This is a genomic window from Pseudarthrobacter sulfonivorans (assembly GCF_024391045.1).
GTDB lineage: Bacteria > Actinomycetota > Actinomycetes > Actinomycetales > Micrococcaceae > Arthrobacter > Arthrobacter sulfonivorans_B.
This window is the reverse complement of record NZ_JANFCZ010000002.1, coordinates 218,739-238,653: the sequence shown is the minus strand read 5'-3', so window position 1 is coordinate 238,653 and position 19,915 is coordinate 218,739. Positions and strand designations below refer to the sequence as shown.

The 19,915-nt window shown below is 65.6% G+C and carries 22 protein-coding genes and 1 tRNA gene; 14 read left to right on the top strand and 9 right to left on the bottom strand.

What is annotated here, in order from left to right:
* The first annotated feature begins 34 nt into the window (after window positions 1-34).
* Both NQJ30_RS02475 and NQJ30_RS02470 read left to right on the top strand, forming a co-directional pair.
* Window positions 35-700: a bifunctional 4-hydroxy-2-oxoglutarate aldolase/2-dehydro-3-deoxy-phosphogluconate aldolase gene (locus NQJ30_RS02475; RefSeq protein ID WP_255768139.1), complete on the top strand. Its 666-nt coding sequence runs from the start codon at window positions 35-37 to the stop codon at window positions 698-700.
* On the top strand, window positions 697-1,647 hold the full coding sequence (locus tag NQJ30_RS02470) for a sugar kinase (RefSeq protein ID WP_255768138.1): 951 nt from the start codon (window positions 697-699) through the stop codon (window positions 1,645-1,647). The genes NQJ30_RS02475 and NQJ30_RS02470 overlap by 4 nt, the downstream gene beginning before the upstream one ends.
* 40 nt (window positions 1,648-1,687) lie before the next feature.
* Here NQJ30_RS02470 and NQJ30_RS02465 read toward each other — a convergent pair whose 3' ends face one another.
* On the bottom strand, window positions 1,688-2,323 hold the full coding sequence (locus NQJ30_RS02465; RefSeq protein ID WP_255768137.1) for a DUF2461 domain-containing protein: 636 nt from the start codon (window positions 2,321-2,323) through the stop codon (window positions 1,688-1,690).
* A 263-nt stretch (window positions 2,324-2,586) separates the two neighbouring features.
* Here NQJ30_RS02465 and NQJ30_RS02460 point away from each other — a divergent pair, with 263 nt between their 5' ends.
* Genes NQJ30_RS02460 through NQJ30_RS02445 form a run of 4 tightly spaced genes read left to right on the top strand, consistent with a single transcriptional unit; the run spans window position 2,587 to window position 6,014 of the window.
* Window positions 2,587-3,576 (top strand): ABC transporter substrate-binding protein, encoded by a 990-nt coding sequence (locus NQJ30_RS02460; protein ID WP_255768136.1) that lies wholly within the window; start codon window positions 2,587-2,589, stop codon window positions 3,574-3,576.
* Window positions 3,573-4,415, top strand: a complete 843-nt coding sequence (locus tag NQJ30_RS02455) for an ABC transporter permease (RefSeq protein WP_374113206.1) — start codon at window positions 3,573-3,575, stop codon at window positions 4,413-4,415. The genes NQJ30_RS02460 and NQJ30_RS02455 overlap by 4 nt, the downstream gene beginning before the upstream one ends.
* The gene (locus tag NQJ30_RS02450) at window positions 4,412-5,185 is read left to right on the top strand and encodes an ABC transporter permease (RefSeq protein ID WP_255768135.1); all 774 of its coding nucleotides are present in this window, start codon (window positions 4,412-4,414) and stop codon (window positions 5,183-5,185) included. The genes NQJ30_RS02455 and NQJ30_RS02450 overlap by 4 nt, the downstream gene beginning before the upstream one ends.
* Complete coding sequence (locus NQJ30_RS02445; protein ID WP_255768134.1) at window positions 5,175-6,014, top strand: ABC transporter ATP-binding protein; 840 nt, start codon at window positions 5,175-5,177, stop codon at window positions 6,012-6,014. Before NQJ30_RS02450 ends, NQJ30_RS02445 begins: the two co-directional genes overlap by 11 nt.
* Before the next feature lie 136 nt (window positions 6,015-6,150).
* Here the strand turns inward: NQJ30_RS02445 and NQJ30_RS02440 are convergent, their stop codons facing one another.
* From NQJ30_RS02440 to NQJ30_RS02430, 3 genes are read right to left on the bottom strand one after another with little or no spacing between them, the layout of a single operon-like run.
* Window positions 6,151-7,635, bottom strand: a complete 1,485-nt coding sequence (locus NQJ30_RS02440; RefSeq protein WP_255768133.1) for a catalase — start codon at window positions 7,633-7,635, stop codon at window positions 6,151-6,153.
* Window positions 7,636-7,642: 7 nt separating this feature from the next.
* A complete protein-coding gene (locus tag NQJ30_RS02435; protein WP_255768132.1) occupies window positions 7,643-8,125 on the bottom strand; it encodes a Fur family transcriptional regulator in 483 nt (160 codons plus the stop codon).
* Between the two features lie 30 nt (window positions 8,126-8,155).
* The gene (locus tag NQJ30_RS02430) at window positions 8,156-8,998 is read right to left on the bottom strand and encodes a hypothetical protein (RefSeq protein WP_255768130.1); all 843 of its coding nucleotides are present in this window, start codon (window positions 8,996-8,998) and stop codon (window positions 8,156-8,158) included.
* Between the two features lie 76 nt (window positions 8,999-9,074).
* On the opposite strand from NQJ30_RS02430, the gene NQJ30_RS02425 reads away from it, so the two are divergent.
* Together NQJ30_RS02425 and htpX are read left to right on the top strand one after the other, a co-directional pair.
* Window positions 9,075-10,346: an MFS transporter gene (locus tag NQJ30_RS02425; RefSeq protein WP_255768129.1), complete on the top strand. Its 1,272-nt coding sequence runs from the start codon at window positions 9,075-9,077 to the stop codon at window positions 10,344-10,346.
* A gap of 70 nt (window positions 10,347-10,416) precedes the next feature.
* Window positions 10,417-11,286 (top strand): zinc metalloprotease HtpX, encoded by an 870-nt coding sequence (gene htpX, locus NQJ30_RS02420; protein WP_255768128.1) that lies wholly within the window; start codon window positions 10,417-10,419, stop codon window positions 11,284-11,286.
* Window positions 11,287-11,320: 34 nt separating this feature from the next.
* Here the strand turns inward: htpX and NQJ30_RS02415 are convergent, their stop codons facing one another.
* Window positions 11,321-11,812 carry a YajQ family cyclic di-GMP-binding protein gene (locus NQJ30_RS02415; protein WP_255768127.1) on the bottom strand — a complete coding sequence of 164 codons (492 nt, stop codon included), beginning with the start codon at window positions 11,810-11,812 and terminating at the stop codon, window positions 11,321-11,323.
* Between the two features lie 201 nt (window positions 11,813-12,013).
* Here NQJ30_RS02415 and NQJ30_RS02410 point away from each other — a divergent pair, with 201 nt between their 5' ends.
* From NQJ30_RS02410 to NQJ30_RS02400, 3 genes are all read left to right on the top strand, one after another.
* Window positions 12,014-12,268 carry a hypothetical protein gene (locus tag NQJ30_RS02410; protein ID WP_255768126.1) on the top strand — a complete coding sequence of 85 codons (255 nt, stop codon included), beginning with the start codon at window positions 12,014-12,016 and terminating at the stop codon, window positions 12,266-12,268.
* Window positions 12,269-12,459: 191 nt separating this feature from the next.
* Window positions 12,460-12,541 (top strand) — tRNA-Tyr (locus NQJ30_RS02405).
* 276 nt (window positions 12,542-12,817) lie between these two features.
* Window positions 12,818-13,249, top strand: a complete 432-nt coding sequence (locus NQJ30_RS02400; RefSeq protein ID WP_255768125.1) for a CBS domain-containing protein — start codon at window positions 12,818-12,820, stop codon at window positions 13,247-13,249.
* Between the two features lie 79 nt (window positions 13,250-13,328).
* On the opposite strand, the gene NQJ30_RS02395 is transcribed toward NQJ30_RS02400, so the two are convergent.
* Entirely contained in the window at window positions 13,329-14,309 is a 981-nt protein-coding gene (locus tag NQJ30_RS02395) for a LysM peptidoglycan-binding domain-containing protein (protein WP_255768124.1), read from the bottom strand.
* Between the two features lie 429 nt (window positions 14,310-14,738).
* Between NQJ30_RS02395 and NQJ30_RS02390 the strand changes: the two genes are divergently transcribed.
* Entirely contained in the window at window positions 14,739-15,293 is a 555-nt protein-coding gene (locus NQJ30_RS02390; RefSeq protein WP_255768123.1) for an acyl-CoA thioesterase, read from the top strand.
* A gap of 19 nt (window positions 15,294-15,312) precedes the next feature.
* Here NQJ30_RS02390 and NQJ30_RS02385 read toward each other — a convergent pair whose 3' ends face one another.
* Window positions 15,313-16,113, bottom strand: a complete 801-nt coding sequence (locus tag NQJ30_RS02385; protein WP_255768122.1) for an ABC transporter permease subunit — start codon at window positions 16,111-16,113, stop codon at window positions 15,313-15,315.
* On the bottom strand, window positions 16,110-17,123 hold the full coding sequence (locus NQJ30_RS02380) for an ABC transporter ATP-binding protein (RefSeq protein WP_255768121.1): 1,014 nt from the start codon (window positions 17,121-17,123) through the stop codon (window positions 16,110-16,112). Before NQJ30_RS02380 ends, NQJ30_RS02385 begins: the two co-directional genes overlap by 4 nt.
* Before the next feature lie 195 nt (window positions 17,124-17,318).
* On the opposite strand from NQJ30_RS02380, the gene NQJ30_RS02375 reads away from it, so the two are divergent.
* Window positions 17,319-17,756 (top strand): thioredoxin family protein, encoded by a 438-nt coding sequence (locus NQJ30_RS02375; RefSeq protein ID WP_255768120.1) that lies wholly within the window; start codon window positions 17,319-17,321, stop codon window positions 17,754-17,756.
* A gap of 116 nt (window positions 17,757-17,872) precedes the next feature.
* Here the strand turns inward: NQJ30_RS02375 and NQJ30_RS02370 are convergent, their stop codons facing one another.
* Entirely contained in the window at window positions 17,873-18,151 is a 279-nt protein-coding gene (locus NQJ30_RS02370) for a putative quinol monooxygenase (protein WP_255768119.1), read from the bottom strand.
* 67 nt (window positions 18,152-18,218) lie between these two features.
* Between NQJ30_RS02370 and NQJ30_RS02365 the strand changes: the two genes are divergently transcribed.
* On the top strand, window positions 18,219-19,895 hold the full coding sequence (locus NQJ30_RS02365) for an AMP-binding protein (protein ID WP_255768118.1): 1,677 nt from the start codon (window positions 18,219-18,221) through the stop codon (window positions 19,893-19,895).
* The last annotated feature ends 20 nt before the right edge of the window (window positions 19,896-19,915 follow it).

The following is a 19,915-nucleotide window of genomic DNA, read 5'->3' as shown; positions in this document are numbered from 1 at the left end:
GGGCGGCCGCCGGACAGCCGATATCGTTGCTGGCATGAGCCAACTCCAAAGCCCTCCCGTCTCAGCTGTCCTGCAGGCCAACCCGGTGGTGGCGGTCCTACGCGCCCGTCACGCCCGGGAATACGCGCCGGTCATCGAGGCACTGGTCAGTGGCGGCGTGCGGTCCATTGAACTGACGCTCAGCACTGACGGGGTTTTTGATCTCCTGCCGCAGCTTAAGCAGCAGTTCGGAGCGGACGCGGAAATCGGCGTCGGAACCGTCATCTCAGGCGACCAGGCCCGTGAAGCGCTCGACGGCGGCGCGGACTACCTCGTGACGCCCGCCATGGTGACGGACGTCGTGCACGCCGCGGTGGAGGCCGGCGTGCCGGTTTTCCCCGGCGGACTGACGCCCACCGAGCTGTTGACCGGCATGCTGGCGGGGGCAACGGCCGTCAAGCTGTTCCCCGCCTCCACGGTAGGTCCCGGTTACCTCGGCCAGCTTCGCGGGCCCTTCCCGGCGATGCGGGTCATCCCGTCCGGCGGTATCGGCATCGACGATGCCGCGGACTGGATCGCTGCAGGAGCCCTCGCGGTCAGCCTCGGTGGCCCGCTGCTCCGGGACGCGTTCTCCGGTGGGGACCTCGGGGCCCTCACGCGGCGGGCCCGGCAGTTGAGCGGGCTGGTGGCGGAAGCCGTTGAAGCAAGGGGCGTGCGGTGACGTTCACGGACGTGGTCACCCTCGGCGAAACCATGGGCCTGATGAGGGCGGAAACACCGGGTCCGTTGGCGCAGGTTCCCTCGCTCAGCCTCGGCATGGGCGGTTCGGAGAGCAACGTCGCCATTGCCCTCCGCCGGTTGGGTACTTCCGTGACCTGGGTGGGGCGCGTCGGCGACGACAGCCTCGGGGAGCTGGTGCTGCGTGAGCTTGCCGCCGAGGGCATCATGGTTGACCCGCTGCGTGACGGGGCAGCACCCACCGGGCTCATGATCAAAGAACGCCGCACCATGGACCAGATCAAGGTCTGGTATTACCGGGCCGGAAGTGCAGGTTCGCGGCTGTCCCGGGATGACATTCCGGCTGAACGGATTGCCAACGCCAAACTTCTGCACATTACGGGCATCACCCCTGCTTTGTCGCCTTCCGCGGCGGAGGCCGTCCAATATGCGCTCGATGTGGCCCGCGAGGCCGGGGTTATGGTTTCCTTCGATCTCAATTACCGGGCTGCGCTCTGGTCCGCGGAAGAGGCCGGCGGTGTTTTTCGGAGCTTCATCGCCCAGGCGGACGTGGTGTTTGCGGGCGACGATGAAGCCGCCATTGCGGTGGGGCCGTCGGAGGATTCCCTGGAGCTTGCCCGACGCGTTTCGGCCCTGGGACCCGGCCAGGCTGTGATCAAGCGCGGGGCCGCAGGCTGTGCCGCCGTCGTTGATGGTGTGGAATACGTCCAGGATGCCATCCGGGTCAACGCGATAGACACCGTGGGCGCCGGCGACGCGTTTGTGGCCGGCTATATTTCGGACCTGCTGGCCGGAGCCTCCGTGCAGGAGCGGCTGCTCACGGCGGTCCGTACCGGAGCGTTCGCCTGCCTGGTGCCCGGCGACTGGGAAGGAATGCCGCGCCGCCACGAGCTTGCCCTGCTCGACGCCACTGAACCGGTGGCGCGTTAACTGCCGCCGCGGACCCGTCCACAGGTCACGGCGCTGCGGGTCACGGCGCTGCGTGGCGCCCCACCCAGTCCACGAGTGGCCGCAGCTGGTCCCACAACTTGGCGATCTCCTGCGCGGCCCCGGGCGACGAGACCCAGTCCGGCTGGCCCAGTTCGGTGCCGGCCGAGAGTGACTTGTGCTTGAGCAGTTCCGCCCTCGGATGGGCCCGGTCGTAACCGCGGGGGACTGTCTTCAGTTTCTCACCCTCCACCGCAAATCCGGCGGCGGCGATGCTGTCCACGATGTGCCGCAGCGATTCACCGGTGCCTGACGCGTCCACGGAATTGCGGAACCTTGCCAGTTGTGCGGGGGTATGTGAGTGGTAACCCCCTCCCACCAGCAGTCCGTCTGCGCTCACCTGGAGGTAGAACCCAACGCCCTCCTGTGCTGAAGCGAAGGCGCCCTGAGCGGTCTTATAGGGTGACTTGTCCTGGGAGAACCTGACGTCCCTGTTGGGCCGGAAGATCTTCGCGGGACCGAACCGTGGTTCCAGTTCAGCAAGGAGCGTGGTAAGCGGATCCCGGACCAGGTTGGTGTAGCGGTCCTTGTGCGCCAGCCACCACTCCCGGTTGTTGTTGTCCTCAAGCTCGGCGTAGAACTCAAATGCCCCTGCGGGGATCCCCTGAAATGTACTCATGCAGTGATCCTAGGCAGGGGACAGAGCTCCAGCCAGAGCCGGCAGTGCCTATGTGGAAACCGTCATTGTCATCCGCGCTCAACGGAAGATCCGGGACCCTGTCCACCATGCGGTCGCTTACGTATCATGAGGATAACAATGGGCCGATCTGGTTGACCCTTCAACGTCCAGTCACACAGACTTTCCTTGAACGTCTGTTCGGACTGCGAACAGAGTTGGGTTGGGGGCGTCTCACTCCCAATGCACATCACAAAGGAGTGAACATGAAACGTCGTAGCGTTATCGCGGTGCTTGCCGCAGCAACCGTCCTGGGCCTGTCAGCATGCGGGTCCGGTTCACCGAGTTCCCCCGGCGGTGCTGCCTCCTCCGGCGGGGCCGCCGGCGGAACGGATTTAACGAAAGTCAGCGTCGGTGTGATTCCCATCGTCGACTGCGCACCGATCTATCTGGGCGATAAGCAGGGGTTCTTCAAGGACGAGGGCCTGCAACTGGACATCCAGCAGGCCACCGGCGGCGCCGCAATCGTCCCTGGCGTGGTCAGCGGAAGCTTCGACTTTGCGTTTTCGAACCTGATCTCCGTGATGGTGGCCAAGGACAAGGGGCTTGACCTGAAGTTTGTGGCCAACGGCGCGTCCACCACGGGTGAGACCGGCAAGGACGTCGGCGGCGTCGTCGTTCCCGCTGGTTCGAGCATCAAGTCGGCGAAGGACCTTGCCGGCAAGACTGTGTCGGTGAACAACCTGTCCAACATCGGCGACACCACCATTAAGTCGGCCGTCGAAAAGGACGGCGGCGATCCCGCCAGCGTGAAGTTTGTCGAGGTGGCCTTCCCGGATGCACCCGCAGCACTGGCCAACAAGCAGGTGGACGCCGCCTGGATCCTTGAGCCGTTCATGTCCAAGGCGGTGGCCGACGGCGGAACGGTCGTCTCCTGGAACTTCGTGGAGATGAGCCCGAAGCTGGATATCGCCGGGTACTTCACCAAGTCGGACACGGTCAAGAGCAAGCCTGAACTCACGCAGAAGTTCACCCGGGCCATGAACAAGTCCCTCGAGTACGCCCAGGCCCACCCGCAGGAAGTCCGCGACATCGTGGGTACGTACACCAAGATCGATGAGGCTTCCCGGTCCAAGATGACGCTGACGCACTGGACCGTCAACTTCGACAAGGACGCGTTTAAGACCCTCGGCGACGCCGCGGCCAAGTACGGCACGCTGAGCAAGGCACCGAACGCAGGCGACCTCCTCCCGTGAGTGCAGACGCCCTGGCCTCCGGCGGTCCCGTCTCCACCACGGGACGGGACCGCCGGCGGGTCCGCAAGTCACCGGTGAAACAGCTGCTGGGCCTGGCAGGGATCATAGGATTCCTGGGCACATGGGAGCTCATTCCACGGCTGGGCATCATCAATGAACGCTTCCTCCCGCCGGCCAGCGAAGTTATTGCCGCCCTGGTGCGGGACTTCGGCCTGACAGCCTTTTGGATCTCAGTCGGCGAAACCATGACGGCCTGGTTCCTGGGCCTGGTAATCGCCGTCGTCCTGGCGGTGCTGCTGGGCTTTATCATCGGCTCCAGCGACTTCCTGCGAAAGGCCACGAACTCCACGGTGGAGTTCCTCCGTCCCATCCCCTCGGTGGCGCTGATTCCCCTGGCGGTGCTGCTCTTCGGCATAAAGATTGAATCGTCACTGATGCTGATCACGTATGCCGCCTTCTGGCAGGTCCTGATCCAGGTTCTTTACGGCGTGGCCGACATTGACATGGTGGCCAACAACACCGCCAGGACGTACGGACTGGGCCGGATGGCGCGGATCCGCTATGTCGTTTTCCCCACGGCGCTGCCGTACCTCATGACGGGTGTCCGTCTCGCAGCCACGGTGGCGCTGGTCCTGGCCATCACGGCCGAACTGGTGATCGGCTCCCCGGGCCTCGGCCATGAGATCGCCCTCGCCCAGTCCGGCGGCGCCATCTCGGGCATGTACGCCCTGGTGCTCGCCACCGGTCTGATCGGCGTCCTGATTAATTCCCTGATGCGGCTGATCGAGAAGAAGACGCTGTCCTGGCACTCCTCCGTCCGTTCCGAGGTGATCGTATGAAAATCCTGAAGACCCTCGGCTTTGTCCTGGCGCTGCCGGTCCTGCTGGTGCTGCTCTGGTGGGCCTCCACCCTCGGAGCGGTGAACTTCTTTGTTCCCACCCCGGCAGCCCTGTTCGCCAAGTTCGGTGAGGTCTGGTTCGGCCCCCGTTTCGTCACCGACGTGCTGCCCAGCCTGGGACGTCTCCTGGTGGGCGTCGTCGCGGCGATCATCATCGGCGTCGTCGGCGGCGTCCTCATCGGCTCAGTCAAATGGCTGCGCGCACTGTTGGAACCCACCTTGGAGTTCTTCCGTGCCATTCCGCCGCCTGTCCTGGTCCCCGTCCTGATCCTGCTGATGGGCATCACCGACTCCATGAAGGTGGCAGTGATCATTTCCGGCTGTGTCTGGCCGGTCCTGCTGAACACCATCGAAGGGGTCCGGGCTGTGGACGGCGTTCTCTCCGACTCGGCCCATACCTACGGCATCAACGGCTGGGCCCGGGTCCGGTACCTCGTGCTGCCTTCGGCCAGCCCGCAGATCATGGCCGGAGTGCGCCAGTCCCTGTCCCTTGGGCTGATCCTGATGGTCATCTCCGAAATGTTCGCCTCGTCCTCGGGGCTTGGCTTTACCATCGTCCAGTTCCAGCGGTCTTTCGCCATTCCGGAAATGTGGTCCGGCATCGTGGTGCTCGGTCTGCTGGGTGTGGCGATGTCGTTCATCTTCCAGTGGGCCGAGCGGAACATCCTGCGCTGGTACCACGGCCAGAAAGAGGTAGAAAATGCAGCCTGACCCAACCACGGCGATGCTCTCCGTCCGCGGCCTCAAGAAGGTCTACCAGACCGACGGCGGCGACATCGAGGCGGTCCGCAACCTCACCTTCGACCTGCGCGCCGGCGAACTGGCCTGCCTCGTCGGTCCCTCCGGCTCCGGCAAGACGACGCTCCTGAAATGCATCTCCGGCCTGATGGCCCCTACCGCGGGCGAGGTGCTGCTGGACGGCAAACGCGTCTCGGGCCCGCCGAAGAAGATGGCCGTGGTTTTCCAGGAATACGGCCGGTCCCTCTTCCCGTGGATGCGCGTCCGCGAAAACGTGGAACTCCCGCTGAAGAACCAGGGCGTGCCCAAGGGCGAACGGGACAAGCTGGTGGATGAGGCCCTCGAAGCCGTGGGCCTGGCCCACGTTCCGCGCTCCTACCCGTGGCAGCTCTCCGGCGGCATGCAGCAGCGCGTGGCCATTGCCCGGGCCATCGCCTACCAGCCCGAGGTGCTGCTGATGGACGAGCCGTTCGCTGCTGTGGACGCACAGACCCGTGCGGACCTGGAGGACCTCATCCGCACGGTATGGAAGAAGCTCGGGATCACCGTACTGTTCGTGACCCACGACATCGACGAATCCGTATACCTCGGCGAACGTGTCATCATCCTGTCGTCCTCGCCCACCGTGGTGCAGGAGGACATCGTCATTGACCTCCCGGTTGAGCGCGACCAGTTGGAGACCCGCTCCCTGCCCCGCTTCACCGAACTCCGCCACCACGTCTACGAGCAGATCCAGCTCGCCAAGAAGGGCCACCGCCCCGCGGCGGCAGGGACTGGGCCGGAAACGCTCACCCGCTCCTAGCTCCAACCAACGCGGGGTCACCTTACGCCCAATAAACCCGGGCGGAGCAACCGGAAGTGACCCCGGGTTGCTTTAGACAAAACACCCCGCCACGGACAATCCGTGGCGGGGTGTTTTGGTTCTGCAGAAGGCCGTATTAGCCGATCTTGTTGGCAGCCTCAGCATCGGAGTCAACCGCACCGGCGCCCAGGTTGGCGCGCAGCTTGGCGCCGAGTTCGGCGTCAACGTTGGTCCAGTACTGGATGGCGCGTTCCTTGATCTCGGGGGTCTTGACGCCGCCCACTGCACCGGTGATGGTTTCGAGCAGGCGGGCCTTGGCGCCGTCGTCGAACACTTCGCGGTACAGGGTACCGGCCTGGACGAAGTCGCCGTCCTCGGCACGGAGGGAGTGCGCGGAAAGCGTCAGCTCGCCGTCGTTCTCCCAGCCACCGGCGGGGGATGCCGGCTCAACAGCGGCGGGTCCGCCCAGCGAGTTCGGTGCGTACACCGGAACGGAGGGGGCGTTGAAGCTGAAGCGTCCCTGGCCGTCCTGGCTGTAGTTGTTGACCTGGCTCTTGGGCTGGTTCACCGGGATCTGGGCGTGGTTGGTGCCCACGCGGTAGCGGTGTGCGTCGGCGTAGGAGAAGATGCGGGCCTGCAGCATCTTGTCCGGCGAAGCAGCGATGCCCGGGACGAAGTTCGACGGCGCGAAGGTGGCCTGCTCGATCTGCGCGAAGTAGTTCTCCGGGTTCTTGTTCAGCTCCATGGTGCCCACGTGGATCAGCGGGTAGTCAGCGTGAGGCCACACCTTGGTGAGGTCGAACGGGTTGAAGCGGTAGGTCTTGGCGTCCTCGTACGGCATGACCTGGACGTGCAGTTCCCAGGACGGGAAGTTGCCGGCGGAGATGTTCTCCTGCAGGTCGCGGATGTAGAAGTCAGCGTCCGAGCCGGCAAGTTCCTCGGCCTGGTCGCCGGTCATGGCCTTGACGCCCTGGTTGGACTTGAAGTGGTACTTGACCCAGAAACGCTCGCCCTCGGCGTTGATCCACTGGTAGGTGTGCGAGCCGTAGCCCTGCATTTCACGCCAGGAAGCCGGCAGGCCGCGGTCGCCCATGAGCCAGGTGACCTGGTGTGCGGACTCGGGGGACAGGGTCCAGAAGTCCCACTGCATGTCGGCGTCGCGCAGGTGGGTGCCCGGGAGGCGCTTCTGCGAGTGGATGAAGTCCGGGAACTTGATGCCGTCGCGGATGAAGAAGACGGGGGTGTTGTTGCCCACGAGGTCGTAGTTGCCCTCGGAGGTGTAGAACTTGACGGCGAAGCCGCGGGGATCGCGCCAAGTGTCGGGAGAGCCGCTTTCGCCGGCGACGGACGAGAAACGGATCAGCATGTCCGTCTCAACACCCGGCTGCAGGAACGCTGCCTTGGTGTACTTGGAGACGTCCGAGGTGGTCTTGAAGGTACCGAAAGCGCCGCCGCCCTTGGCGTGCACAACGCGCTCCGGCACGCGCTCACGGTTGAACTGAGCGAGCTTTTCGATCAGGTAGTGGTCAGTCAGGATGATGGCACCGTCGGCACCAACTGACTGGGAGTGCGCGTCGGACGTGACGGGGGCACCTGACTGGGTAGTTGAAATGGCAGTCATTGTTCTCCTATTTCTCGGTTACTTCGGTACGTTCGGAAGGAAGTTGTTGGGACTGCTGGCAGTCCTGGCAGATGCCCTGGTACATCACATCGGCGATCTGGATGGTCATGGGCTTGGCGTTCTCGTCCCAATGCGGGGTGAGGCAGGGCGCATGCCCGACGGCGCATTCCACGTCCTCCACGCGGCCGCAGCTGATGCAGATGGCGTGGTGGTGGTTGTCGCCCACGCGGGTCTCATACAGGGCGGGGGAGTGCGGCGGCTCGAAGCGGCGCAGCATGTGCAGGTCGGTGAGGTCGCCCAGAACTACATAAACCGACTGTGCGGTCAGCTCGGGAAGCTCGGCGCGCGCTGCAGCGAGGATGCTCTCCGCCGGCGAATGCGGGTGGTGTTCGACGGCGGCAAGCACGGCCAGCCGCTGCCTGGTCACGCGGCGGCCGTGGGACCGCAGGGCAGCAGCCCATGCATCATGGCCACCAAACTGTTCCGTCATGACTCCAGTATTGCACTTATTATGAGCACGTCATAATAAGGCTTGGTTAACACTTGGCAACGAAAGGAATTTCCGGAGCGGGTTTTCCGACTCACCCGCCGAGCGGCCCAAGGCGTGGACTTCCAAGGGGCCGGTGCCGGGATCCGGGACCACGCAGCTCAGCCCCGTGACCCCCGGGCGCCCGATCAGTTCCTCCACGGCGGCGGCCAGGGCTAGCAGGAGCCGCGGGGTGAGGGGCCCGGCCATGGCGGGGGAAATGACGCTGTGACGGGTGCCCGCCGTCGCCGTTGGGGAATCCTCCACCAGCTCAGGCAGCGGGGCGGCTTCCAACGGGACGGATGCAAGCGCGGGAGCCTCGCCGAGATGGCAGTTCGTGGCAATGCCGGCGTCCAACACTGCCGCGAAGTGCCACCTGGCGGCAGCGGCGCGCTCCTGAGAAGAGTGCTCCACAGCCGAGCGGCGCAGGGCGGCGCGCAGGCCGTCGTCGTACTTCAGGAGATCCTCCGGTGCCACGGGCACCCGGCGCTGGGTGGGACGCAGCAGCTGATCTCCCGGGGTGACCGTCTCGCCGGTCCAGCGTCCAAACAGGTGGAAGGTGGGCGTGGAGGATTCCGCCTCAGGCTCGCCAATGGCCGCACCGATGGGGTGCCACTGGTGCGCGAACATCACTGTGCAGCGCGTGGCCCCGAGTGTGTCCGCAAGCGCCTGCCGGGCGGCGTTGTGGCACACCAGCCAGTCCGCGGCGGAGCGGACATCGAAGGCGGTGGCGGGGTTGGTGAGGCGGATGAGCAGGTGCCCGGCAGTCAGTGCGGTCCGCGGCCGGGCCACCTCCCAGACCTCCGACGCGTAGAGAAGCCGCCTGGACAGATTCATGGCAAACTCCTTCCCCGCCTGAGGATACCAAGCGTGCGACACGTCCGGACGCGGCCGGCCCCGTTAGGGTTGCGGGGTGGGGAAATTACTGGCAGACATCACTCCGCTGCGCGAGAGTCCCGCTTTCCGCCGGCTGTGGCTCGGTTCCGCGGTGGCAGCTGTCGGCAGCCAGCTGACGCTGGTGGCGGTCAGCCTGGAGGTCTACCGCCTCACCCACGACAGCTTCTATGTGGGCCTGCTCAGCGTCTTCGCGCTGGTGCCGCTGGTGTTCGGCGGGCTGCTGGGCGGCTCCATTGCCGATTCCCACAACCGCCGCACCGTGGTCCTGCTGGCCAGCACGGTCCTGTGGCTGACCACCGGCCTGATCGCACTTCAATCATGGCTGCAGCTTGGCAACGTGTGGATCCTCTACCTCCTGGTGGCGCTGCAGAGCGGCGCCCAGGCCATCAACCAGCCCGCCCGCAGTGCCATCATCCCCACGCTCATCCGCAAGGAGCTGCTGCCGGCAGCCAACGCGCTGAACATGATCACGTTCGGGCTGGCCATGACCATCGGGCCCCTGCTGGCCGGCGTGCTGGTGGCATGGGTGGGTTTCGGCTGGACATACACCATCGACCTCATCTGCTTTGTGTTTGTCCTGTGGGCCGTCTTCCGCCTGCCGTCCATCCCGCCCTCCAGGTCTGCCGGGCGGGCCGGGATCCGGTCCGTGGTTGAAGGGTTCCGTTTCCTGGGCACCCGTCCCAACCTGCGGATGACGTTCATCATCGACCTCATCGCCATGATCCTGGCCCAGCCGCGGGCATTGATGCCGGCCATTGGCGCGCTGATGATCGGCGGCGGCGAGTCCACGGTGGGCATCCTGCTCGCATCTACCGCCGTCGGTGCGTTCCTGGCCGGCCTGTTTTCGGGACCGCTGGGCCGCGTCCGGTGGCAGGGGAGTGCGGTGGTGTGGTCCGTGATGGGCTGGGGTGCTTCGATCGCCGGCTTCGGTGTGGTGGTGGTCCTGGCCGGCCGGACGTCCGACGGCGGCGCCACCCTCTGGCTCCTCCCCGCGGCCTTGTGCTGCGCCCTGGCCGGGATCGCAGACTCGATCAGCGCCGTCTTCCGCAGCACGATCCTGCAGGCGGCCGCGCCGGACCACCTGCGGGGACGGCTCCAGGGGGTCTTCATTGTGGTGGTGGCCGGCGGCCCCCGCGTGGGCGACCTGCTGGCCGGCGGCGGGACTAAAATTTTGAGTGAGGGCTGGGTCCTGCTGCTGGGCGGGGCCTTGTGCGTGGGCATGGCCTGGCTGGCCTCTCAGCTGCAGCCGGGTTTCCGGAAGTACGATGCCCATAGTCCGGTGCCATAGGGCCTGCCTCGTCGGGGCGGTCCGTGTGCCGGCCCTGTTGGTGCGGCGGTGGTGACATGGAGGTATGGACGTGCACAAGCATTACAACGGACTGAAGACTGCAGCGCTCTTCGGGGTGCTGTGGGCCGTACTCCTGGGATTGGGCGGCCTGATCGGGCTCAACACCCGCAGTGCGGCGCCCATCTGGATCATGGCCCTGGTGGGTGTGGCCACCACCGCCTACGGCTACTGGAACAGCGACAAGATCGCCATCCGGTCCATGCAGGCCTACCCCGTGACCGAGGCCCAGGCGCCGCAGCTGTACCAGATCGTCCGGGAGCTCTCCGTCCGGGCCAACCAGCCGATGCCCCGCATCTACCTTTCACCCACCATGAATCCCAACGCCTTCGCCACCGGCCGGAATCCCGGGAACGCGGCTGTGTGCTGCACCGAAGGAATCCTCCAGCTGCTGGATGCGCGGGAGCTGCGCGGGGTCCTGGGGCACGAGCTGATGCACGTCTATAACCGGGACATCCTGACCTCCTCGGTGGCGGCCGCCGTCGCGGGCGTCATCACCTCGGTGGGGCAGATGCTGCTGTTCTTCGGCGGCGGTGACCGGCGGAACGCCAACCCGTTGGCCATGATCGCCATGGCCCTGCTGGCGCCCTTCGCGGCGTCGCTGATCCAGATGGCCATCTCCCGGACCAGGGAGTACGACGCCGACGAGGACGGTTCGCAGCTCACCGGCGATCCGCTGGCCCTCGCCTCAGCCCTGAACAAGATCGAGCAGGGTGTCCGGATTGCCCCGCTCCCGCAAGACCAGAAGCTGGTCAACACGTCGCACCTGATGATCGCCAACCCGTTCCGCGGGGGTGCGATGACCAAGCTGTTCGCCACCCACCCGCCCATGCGTGATCGGATCGCACGGCTGGAGCGGATGGCCGGCCGGCCGCTTAACTGACGCGTACCGATTTAACCCAGGCACCGCCGTCGTACTAGCTGCGGAAGTTGACGAACTGCAGGTCTGCCTCGTCGAAGTCCTTCAGCAGGGCCATGGTGGCCTGCAGGTCATCGCGGGACTTGGACGTGACGCGAAGTTCGTCACCCTGGATCTGGGACTTGACCGACTTGGGGGCTTCGTCGCGGATGATCTTGTTGATCTTCTTCGCCAGGTCCTGGGCGATGCCCTCCTTGATGGTGGCCTCCAGCCGGAATTCCTTGCCGGATGCATAGGGCTCGCCGGTGTCCAGGGACTTCAGCGAAATGCCGCGGCGGATCAGCTTGGACTGGAGGACGTCCAGGACGGCCAGCACGCGCTCCTCCGAGTTCGCCTTCATTAGGATCTTCTCGCCGCTGAAATCGACCTCGGCCCCCACGCCCTTGAAGTCGTAGCGCTGCGTCAGTTCCTTCTGTGCCTGGTTCAGCGCGTTGGCCACTTCCTGCTTGTCCACTTTGCTTACGACGTCGAACGTTGACTCGCCTGCCATGACTCTCCTTGGGGTGATGGGTGCCCTCGCATTGGCTCGGAGGGCGGTGATCTCTGCATTCCAGCCTAATACGGATCGGCTCCGGCGCTACTGAGGAACAGGCGCGGCCGGATTCACAGTTCCCTCATAGCGGACGCACGGCGGGAACGAAGCCGGGTTGGGGAGAGTTGAACGAGTTGGAAGAAGTACGAAAGGGAAGCAATGCAAAACAAAGCCGTCCGTTACGTCACCCGGTCAACCGTCGTCGCCGCCGGAGCAGTTGCCACCGCCGCGACCTCCGTAGCGGCAGCCGCCCTGGCAGGTTCCATCATCTTCAGCCCCGTCCCGGATGCGTCCGCCCGCATGGACGGGATCAGCCAGGATCTCCGGCGCGCAGTCCAGCTGAACCAGATCACCGAGGAACAGGCCGTGAAGTTCGAGGCGAAGCTGGCAGGACGCATTCTCGGCGAAGCCTGATTCTCCCGGTTTTCCCGCGGAGACACGCGGTTTTCAGAGCCGGTTTCGACGATGAAACGGCTCGATTCGATTCTTCGGCAGAAGTTCTGTAAAGTTGTCTTGCCCGCGGTTACTGGAAGCGGAACGGACCGGACTGGAAACGGAAACGGAACGTCCTGCAGACTGCATCCCGGGTACTTCTTTTGAAGTTCGGCAGATTACCCGAGCGGCCAAAGGGGGCTGACTGTAAATCAGCTGGCAACGCCTACGGGGGTTCGAATCCCTCATCTGCCACCCAAGGAAAAGCCTCCGGAACCACCAGGTTCCGGAGGCTTTTTCGTGCCCGCGAATTTGTACCACGGAAGGGGCCGGGCGGCCACGGCACTCCCCGCCTCATGGTCTTTTCCCCGCGGCGTTACTGGGGGAAAAGACCATTAGCCGGGGAAAAGCTGCGACGCAACCTTGCTTAAAACCGTCGTCGACAGGCGCTCCGGGCCGGGCGTAATCTGGCACCATCGGCGCATGTGCCCCGATGCCCTGCGTCGATAATCAATCGATGAAGGAGGACCAATGAGTGCAGTACGTGAATTCATGACGACGGATGCCCGGTGTATCAAGGAAGGCCAGTCGCTCGAAGATGCTGCGCGGCTGATGTTGGACCTGGACTGCGGATCGTTGCCGATCTGCGGCGATGACGGCAGGTTGATGGGGATGATCACTGACCGTGACATTGTGCTCAAGTGCGTCGCCGCCGGCCGCAGCCCCCGCGACATGATGGCCCGCGAGCTCGCCTCGGGCAAACCCCACTGGGTAGATGCTGACGCCAGCGTTGACGCTGCAATCGAGATGATGGAAGCCCACCAGATCCGGCGGCTCCCGGTCATCGCCGACCACAAGCTGGTTGGCATCATCAGCCAGGGCGACATTGCCCGCAACTACGCCGAGGACCGCGTGGGCGCCCTGGTGGAGCACATCTCCGAGCGCCACCACATGCCGGCCTAGCAAATACGCCGGATTAACGAATCCCCTTGTTCGCGGCTCCTTGCCTACCGGGTTCGGAACCGCGAACAAGCTTTGGAACTCAGTTCAGGGCGATCAGCAGCATCTGGTTGGTGCCGGGGATGCATGTCTGCAGAATTGCCCTGGGGAATCCGCCGAACACCCGGATGACGTCGTTCGTGGTGCCGGGGTTGGGCACCTGCCCCCGTGCCGTTGCCTTGAACGTGCCGTAACCGGGAATGCTGACGGTTTCGCCCACACCGATGCCGGAGAAGCGCGCCCAGCCGCCACAGAAATCGTGCTCCGTGATGAAGAGCGAATACCCGTCATTCGGCGTGTAATGGATGGGCCCGATGCAGGCATCAACCATTGACTGACCGCCGGCGCCCGCCACATAAATGGTCCGCACAGCCGGTGCCGCCGGAACGGCGGGAGCCGGGGCTTGTACGGGGGCCGGAGCCGGCGCCGCAGCCTGGACCGCAGCGGCCGGCTGTGCCGGTGCGGGAGCTGAAACTGCGACGGGCGGACCCGTCAGCTTCAGCGACTGGCCCGGAACGATGACGCTGTAGACGCCGAGTCCGTTGGCTGCGAGCATCGCGTTCATGTCCACACCATGCGCGGCCGCGATCCCGCCGACGGTGTCGCCCGGGACCACCGTGTAGAGGTTCGTGTCGGCTGCTGGCGGAGGTTCAGGAGCCGGCGGGGCGGGTGCTTCAGCCGGTGCGGCGGCCGCCGCTGGAACCGCAACGGGGTCAACCGCAGCCGGTTTAGCCGCGGCTGCCGGCGGCTCTCCCACAGTTTCCGGGACAACCGGCGCGCTGGCCTGCCCAACCGCCGCGTCCGCCGTCGTGATTGCGACCGCGGCGGACGGTGCCCCGGGAGCCGTTGTGGCGGGCCCTATCAGTGCGGCAATGCTGACTGTGGCGATGATGGCGGCGCCCGCCATGCCTGCCCTCAGCTTGTTGTTGACGGGTTTGCGGACTGCCAGCAGATCGACCCTGGGGGCGTCTGTATCGAAGTTTCGGCGGGGTATCTCGGAATTGTTTACGGTCGGCTGGTTCATAAGTGGCCCATCGAGGGTCGGCCCGGCAACAGGTCGCGCGGCGATGCGGCAACCCGAAGCAGGACGGAGCAAGGGGTGATGCGCTGTGCGGTCCCGGCGACGCAGGAACCCCTCAGTGCATGACGGGAGCCGCCGCAAAAGACACGGATGCTCCACAATGAAGCGGCATCACCCACCCCAGCATTGGAGGATGCGCCGGCAACTTTGTTCGGCCCTAGGAGTTCCGAGTCTAGGAAGGCCCCACCGGCGGGGCACGAGTAGGGGCTACCCTATTATTTCCGCGGCCTACCTAGCCGGGCCGGACTTTCCTACTCAACGCCCTTCCTGCCGCTACCCGGTCCCGGAGCAGGCAGGCACGCCCGCGAGACCCGCGGCAACCTACCCGGGCAGTGAATTTGCCAACATGTTACCCACGGGTAACATTGGGGCATGCACCTGCTCCTGCGCACCCTCCTGATGCTCTTCACGTCCGCCCGCCGCCCGGCCCTGACCATCTGGGACACGTCGTCCCTGCCGCTACGGGTCCTCCCCACCGACATTGACATCGCCATGCACGTCAACAACGGCATGTACTTTTCCCTGATGGACCTGGGCCGTTTTGACCTCATGGTTCGCAGCGGCGTGTGGAAGCGGATGCGCCGCCGCGGCTGGAGCCCGGTCGCGGCGGGGGAGACCATCGCGTTCCGGAAGTCACTGCAGTTGTGGCAGCAGTACACCATCGAAACGAAGATCATCGGGCTGGATGCCAAAGCAATCTATTTTGAGCAGCGCATGGTGGCCGACGGCGAAATTTACGCGCGTGCCTACATCGCCACCCGATTGGTCAGCAAGGGAAAACCCGTCAGCCAGGACGAGATCCTGCGCGAGTTCGGCCAGCCGCCGGCGGACCTGGTGCTGCCGGAATGGATCCACGACTGGCGCGAGACCAATGCACTGCCCGGCAGCCGTACCCCGGCGCCGCACCTGTGGGACGCCACGGTCTGACTACGTGCCGACGTCCTGGCTACGTGCCGACGTCGCGCCTGCTGACGGCGACGGCTGCCACAGCCACCAGCGCCGCGGAGATTCCCCACAGCCAGCCGGCCGCCGCCCAGTCCGCACCGTTGGTCATCGGGGCGTTCCCGTACGCCCAGTGGTAGGGGCTCAGGCCGAGCAGCCACTCGAGGTCCGGGCTCTGCCTGCCGACGGCGTTGAAGACGTAGCCCAGAACGCCGACGGCGGCCCCCGCGGCGAGCCCGTACGTGCGCCTGCCGGACACGGCACCGGCGCACAAGGCGGCCGTTCCGGTCAGCAGCGCCAGCCCGGCAAACAGGACCGCCGCACCGAAGAGGTGCTCCGGCCGGATGTCCAGCCGGGCAGAATCGTTGAGCAAGCGGACGAGTACAAAGACCAGCGCAGCGAGCAGCAGGACCCGAACCAACAGGGCCATGGCGCGCTCCAGTACCACCTGGGCGCGCGTGACGCCGTGGGCGAGGGTCAGTTCCAGCTGGCCGGATTCCTCGTCGCCGCCCACCGCAGCCGCGCCCCACCCCACCGAGGCGATGGTCATCAGCAGGAACCCGATCAACCCGAAGAGGGTCGCCTGGGTGTAGCCGGGACCGGTGGCGATCTGGTCGTAGTTCAGCGCCTTCATCATTTCGGGCGGCAGGGCGTCGATCATGTCCTGCATCTGGGCGCTTCCGCCTATGGACGGGTAGAGCGGCAGGTACAGCAGCGTGGCCCCGGCCAGTCCGGCCGCCCAGGCGAGGGTGGAGCGCCAGGTATCGAAGAACGCGCGGCGGAACAGCGGCAGGGTGGTGCTCACTTGGCCACCTCCGTGTGGGATGAACCCCGGTGTGCTGAATCCCGGCGGGCTGACCCCGTGTGTGCCGAACCCCTGTGGGGCGCGTCCCCGGGGCTCGTTGCTCCGGGACTGGAATACATCTGAAGTACCGATTCCTCCAGGTCCGGCTCCTCCAGGACCAGGTCCTTCAACTGCAGGGTACCCAGGGCCTTGACGAGGGGTTGGATGGCACCCTCCAGCGTTGCGGACAGGGTGACGGCCCCGTTGGACTCCAGGACCTTCACGTGCCTGACGCCGGGCACCGCACCCAGCAGCGCGCCGGCGTCGTGCGCTGTGATTCCGGTTGCCGAAAACCGGAGGTGCCGGACAGCACCTTCCCGCAACCCGCTGACGGACTCGACGGCGATGATCCGGCCGTCGCGCAGGATGGCTACGGTGTCGGCGGTCTGCTGGACCTCGCTGAGCACGTGGGAGCTCAGGAAGATGGTCTGGCCGTTATTCCGGGCTTCGCGGACCATGGCGTGGAACTCCTGCTGCACCAGCGGGTCCAGGCCGCTGGTGGGCTCATCGAGGACCAGCAGTTCGGGGTTGTGCATAAACGCCTGGACCAGCCCCAGCTTCTGCTTGTTGCCCTTGGACAGCTTGCGGGTGTGCCGGTCCAGGTCCAGCCCCAGCCGCTCAGCCAACTCGTCGATGCGGCCCGGCGCCACCGGGCCGCTGATGGCCTCGTAGTGGGACAGCAGCGTGCGGCCGGTGACGCGGCCCTCGAGGAACAGTTCGCCGGGCAGGTAGCCGATCCTGCGCCTGAGCTCCGGACCGCCCAGCCGGGGATCCTTGCCCAGGACGCGGACCTCGCCCGACGTGGGGCGGATGATGTCCAGCAGGCAGCGCATGGTGGTGGTCTTTCCCGCGCCGTTCGGGCCTATGACCCCGAAAACGGAGCCCGTCGCCACGGCGAAATCCACACCGTGCAGCACCTCGCGGCGGCCGAATTTCTTCGTGAGGGACCGGGTAGAGATTGCGTGGGTCATAACCCCTCCTGTGATCGGCTGTTGGCGCCTGCTGCCCCAACGGTAAGCCCCGAACTGCCTTGTGTACACGGCAGCGTTTGCGGCGGCGTTTGCGGCCGGGTTTGCGGCAGGGCCGCGGATATTCCCGATGACGCGGGCAGCGAACAGGGCGCCCCCGGCCGGGACATCCGTCCGCTGCTCGCGTACCGTGGAACCATGGCAACAGTAGACATCACAGGTGAACAGTTCGCATCGACCATCGAAGGCAACGATATTGTCCTGGTGGATTTCTGGGCTGAATGGTGCGGTCCGTGCAAACAATTCGGGCCTACGTACAGCGCCGTGTCGGAGAAGCATTCCGATGTCCTGTTCACCAAGGTGGACACCGAGGCCGAGCAGCAGCTCGCCGCGGAGGCCGGCATCACGTCCATCCCCACGCTGATGGCCTTCCGTGAAAAGGTCCTGGTCTTCTCCCAGCCCGGTGCGTTGAACGCCCAGCAGCTGGAGCAGGTTGTTGACGCCGTCAAGGCCCTGGACATGGACGAGGTCCACGCCCACGTGGCGCGTTCACAGGCGGAAGCCGCGGCGGCCGCCGCCAGCCCGGGCACCGCGAGCTCCGGCCCGCAGGACGGCACCCAGATCCCGGACCTTTAAACCCGGTTCAACCGCCTACGTTTAACCGCCAACGCGGGGTCACTTCGCGCCCGATAACTTCGGTTTTTTGAGCGTAAAGTGACCCCGCGTTGTGCTTGGCGTGTGGTTTGCCGGGTCTAGGGCCGTTCGATTTTCACCGGCTCGGCCAGCAGCGCGCTCAATGATTCGTTCAGGTCCTGCACGGCGATGCCCTTGGAGTGCTTCGCCAGGTCCTCCTCGGACGCCCACTGCTCCGTCAGGACCAGCTTTTCCTCGGTGGCTTCGGTGAGCTCGTAGCGGATGCAGCCGGGCTCGTTCACCACCTCGTCGATGGCGATTTCCAGGGCGAGCTTCACGCGGAAGAACTCGCCGTCGTTGGGGATGAACGTGGCCTGCAGGTCGATGGGTGCACTCATGGATTTCACAATACCGGCCGGCGCGCGGATGCTTCTCCTCGCGTCCCGATGTTGGTAGCGTGCCACCATGCGCGCCTACACAGCCGGGGACACTGACGTTCCGCTTCTCGAGGAAACCATCGGCCGGAACTTCGAGCGGCTGGTGGCACGGTTTCCGTTCCATGACGCGCTGATCGAGGCGGCCGCCGTGCCCGGCGGTGACGCCCGCCGCTGGAGCTACACCAAAATGAACGACGACGTCGATCGCCTCGCGCGTGCGCTTCTCGCCTCCGGCGTTGCCAAGGGGGAGCGGGTGGGCATCTGGAGCCCGAACTGCGCCGAGTGGACCCTCCTGCAGTACGCCACTGCCAAGGCCGGCGCCATCCTGGTCAACGTCAACCCGGCCTACCGCAGCCACGAACTGGAATTCGTGGTGCGGCAGAACGGGATGCGGATGCTTGTCGCTGCGCCATCGGACCGGAACAGCGACTACGTGGCCATGGCCCGCCAGGCGCTCGCCGGATGCCCGGACCTGCAGGAACTGGTGTTCCTACCGGATTCCGGTGCGGACGGGCTCGACGCCGGCGTCCCCCAAGATGAGGCGGAACTGACCTACGCGGAGCTGCTCAAGCGGGCTGACGCCGTCGGCCATTCCATGCTGAGGGAACGGATGGCGGAGCTGGACGCGCACGATCCCATCAACCTGCAGTACACCTCCGGAACCACGGGCTTCCCCAAGGGCGCCACGCTGACGCACCACAACATCCTCAACAACGGCTTCTCCATCGGGGAACTGCTGGGGTACACGGAGCACGACCGGGTGGTGATTCCCGTGCCCTTTTACCACTGCTTCGGCATGGTGATCGGGAACCTGGCCGCGCTCAGCCATGGATCCGCCACCATCATTCCCGGCCGCGGCTTCACCCCGGCCGCCGCGCTGGAGGCGGTCCAGGACTTCGGCGGAACGTCCCTGTACGGCGTGCCCACCATGTTCATCGCCGAGCTCGCCCTGCCGGACTTTGGCACCTACGACCTGTCGACCCTGCGGACCGGAGTCATGGCCGGATCGGTGTGCCCCATCGACGTCATGAACCGGGTGATCTCGGAAATGAACATGAGGGATGTTGCCATTTGCTACGGCATGACCGAGACCTCGCCCGTCTCCACCATGACCCGCGGCGGAGACACCATGCAGCAGCGGACCGAAACGGTGGGCCGCACCATGCCCCGGCTGGAAAGCCAGATCATCGACCCCGGCTCCAGGGAGGTGGTGGAGCGCGGGGAGATCGGCGAGTTATGCACCCGCGGTTACGCCGTGATGGCGGGCTACTGGGCCCAGCCGGACAAGACCGCGGAGACCATCGACGCCGACGGCTGGATGCACACCGGTGACCTCGCCCGGATGGATGAGGACGGCTACGTGGTGATCGAGGGCCGGATCAAGGACATGGTGATCCGCGGCGGGGAGAACATCTACCCGCGCGAGATCGAGGAGTTCCTCTACACCCACCCGGCCATTCAGGACGTCCAGGTGATCGGCGTCCCGGACGCCACGTACGGTGAGGAACTGATGGCCTGCATCATCCTCAAGCCCGGCGCGGACGGGTTGGACGCCGCCGGCCTGGCCGAGTTCTGCCGCGGCAGGCTGGCGCACTACAAAATCCCGCGGTACGTGGATGTCCGCGAAAGCTTTCCCATGACCGTCTCCGGCAAGATCCGCAAAGTGGAGATGCGCGAGGAAGCAGTGGCCCGCCTCGGCCTCTGAGACCGGGCCCCTCCCACCGG

What these genes read in the sequence shown, in the direction of transcription:
- NQJ30_RS02475 (WP_255768139.1), top strand. Translation starts at nt 35, where the DNA reads ATGAGCCAACTCCAAAGCCCTCCCGTCTCAGCTGTCCTGCAGGCCAAC.
- NQJ30_RS02465 (WP_255768137.1), bottom strand. Translation starts at nt 2,323, where the DNA reads ATGAGTACATTTCAGGGGATCCCCGCAGGGGCATTTGAGTTCTACGCC.
- NQJ30_RS02460 (WP_255768136.1), top strand. Translation starts at nt 2,587, where the DNA reads ATGAAACGTCGTAGCGTTATCGCGGTGCTTGCCGCAGCAACCGTCCTG.
- NQJ30_RS02450 (WP_255768135.1), top strand. Translation starts at nt 4,412, where the DNA reads ATGAAAATCCTGAAGACCCTCGGCTTTGTCCTGGCGCTGCCGGTCCTG.
- NQJ30_RS02445 (WP_255768134.1), top strand. Translation starts at nt 5,175, where the DNA reads ATGCAGCCTGACCCAACCACGGCGATGCTCTCCGTCCGCGGCCTCAAG.
- NQJ30_RS02440 (WP_255768133.1), bottom strand. Translation starts at nt 7,635, where the DNA reads ATGACTGCCATTTCAACTACCCAGTCAGGTGCCCCCGTCACGTCCGAC.
- NQJ30_RS02435 (WP_255768132.1), bottom strand. Translation starts at nt 8,125, where the DNA reads ATGACGGAACAGTTTGGTGGCCATGATGCATGGGCTGCTGCCCTGCGG.
- NQJ30_RS02430 (WP_255768130.1), bottom strand. Translation starts at nt 8,998, where the DNA reads ATGAATCTGTCCAGGCGGCTTCTCTACGCGTCGGAGGTCTGGGAGGTG.
- NQJ30_RS02415 (WP_255768127.1), bottom strand. Translation starts at nt 11,812, where the DNA reads ATGGCAGGCGAGTCAACGTTCGACGTCGTAAGCAAAGTGGACAAGCAG.
- NQJ30_RS02410 (WP_255768126.1), top strand. Translation starts at nt 12,014, where the DNA reads ATGCAAAACAAAGCCGTCCGTTACGTCACCCGGTCAACCGTCGTCGCC.
- NQJ30_RS02400 (WP_255768125.1), top strand. Translation starts at nt 12,818, where the DNA reads ATGAGTGCAGTACGTGAATTCATGACGACGGATGCCCGGTGTATCAAG.
- NQJ30_RS02395 (WP_255768124.1), bottom strand. Translation starts at nt 14,309, where the DNA reads ATGAACCAGCCGACCGTAAACAATTCCGAGATACCCCGCCGAAACTTC.
- NQJ30_RS02390 (WP_255768123.1), top strand. Translation starts at nt 14,739, where the DNA reads ATGCACCTGCTCCTGCGCACCCTCCTGATGCTCTTCACGTCCGCCCGC.
- NQJ30_RS02380 (WP_255768121.1), bottom strand. Translation starts at nt 17,123, where the DNA reads ATGACCCACGCAATCTCTACCCGGTCCCTCACGAAGAAATTCGGCCGC.
- NQJ30_RS02375 (WP_255768120.1), top strand. Translation starts at nt 17,319, where the DNA reads ATGGCAACAGTAGACATCACAGGTGAACAGTTCGCATCGACCATCGAA.
- NQJ30_RS02370 (WP_255768119.1), bottom strand. Translation starts at nt 18,151, where the DNA reads ATGAGTGCACCCATCGACCTGCAGGCCACGTTCATCCCCAACGACGGC.
- NQJ30_RS02365 (WP_255768118.1), top strand. Translation starts at nt 18,219, where the DNA reads ATGCGCGCCTACACAGCCGGGGACACTGACGTTCCGCTTCTCGAGGAA.